Consider the following 254-nt stretch of genomic DNA (forward strand, 5'->3'; position numbering starts at 1 on the left):
CTTATAGCCCACATCTTAATATTGCCGAGACTCTTTGGCGCATCCTCAAGGGGAAATGGCTCAGACCTGTGGATTATCTCTCAACAGATGCCCTGTTCTATGCCACAAACAGAGCCTTGGCAGCAATCGGGGCTGGACTCAAAATCAATTTTACCCATATAGCTTAGTATAAATTAATTCTTACGACCTACTTATGGCTAAGAGTTGTGATTTGCTTGAAAATATGTACCTTTGTGGTAGCAACAACAACTCGC

Origin of the sequence: Prevotella veroralis DSM 19559 = JCM 6290, from assembly GCF_000377625.1 — a bacterium.
GTDB classification, from domain to species: domain Bacteria; phylum Bacteroidota; class Bacteroidia; order Bacteroidales; family Bacteroidaceae; genus Prevotella; species Prevotella veroralis.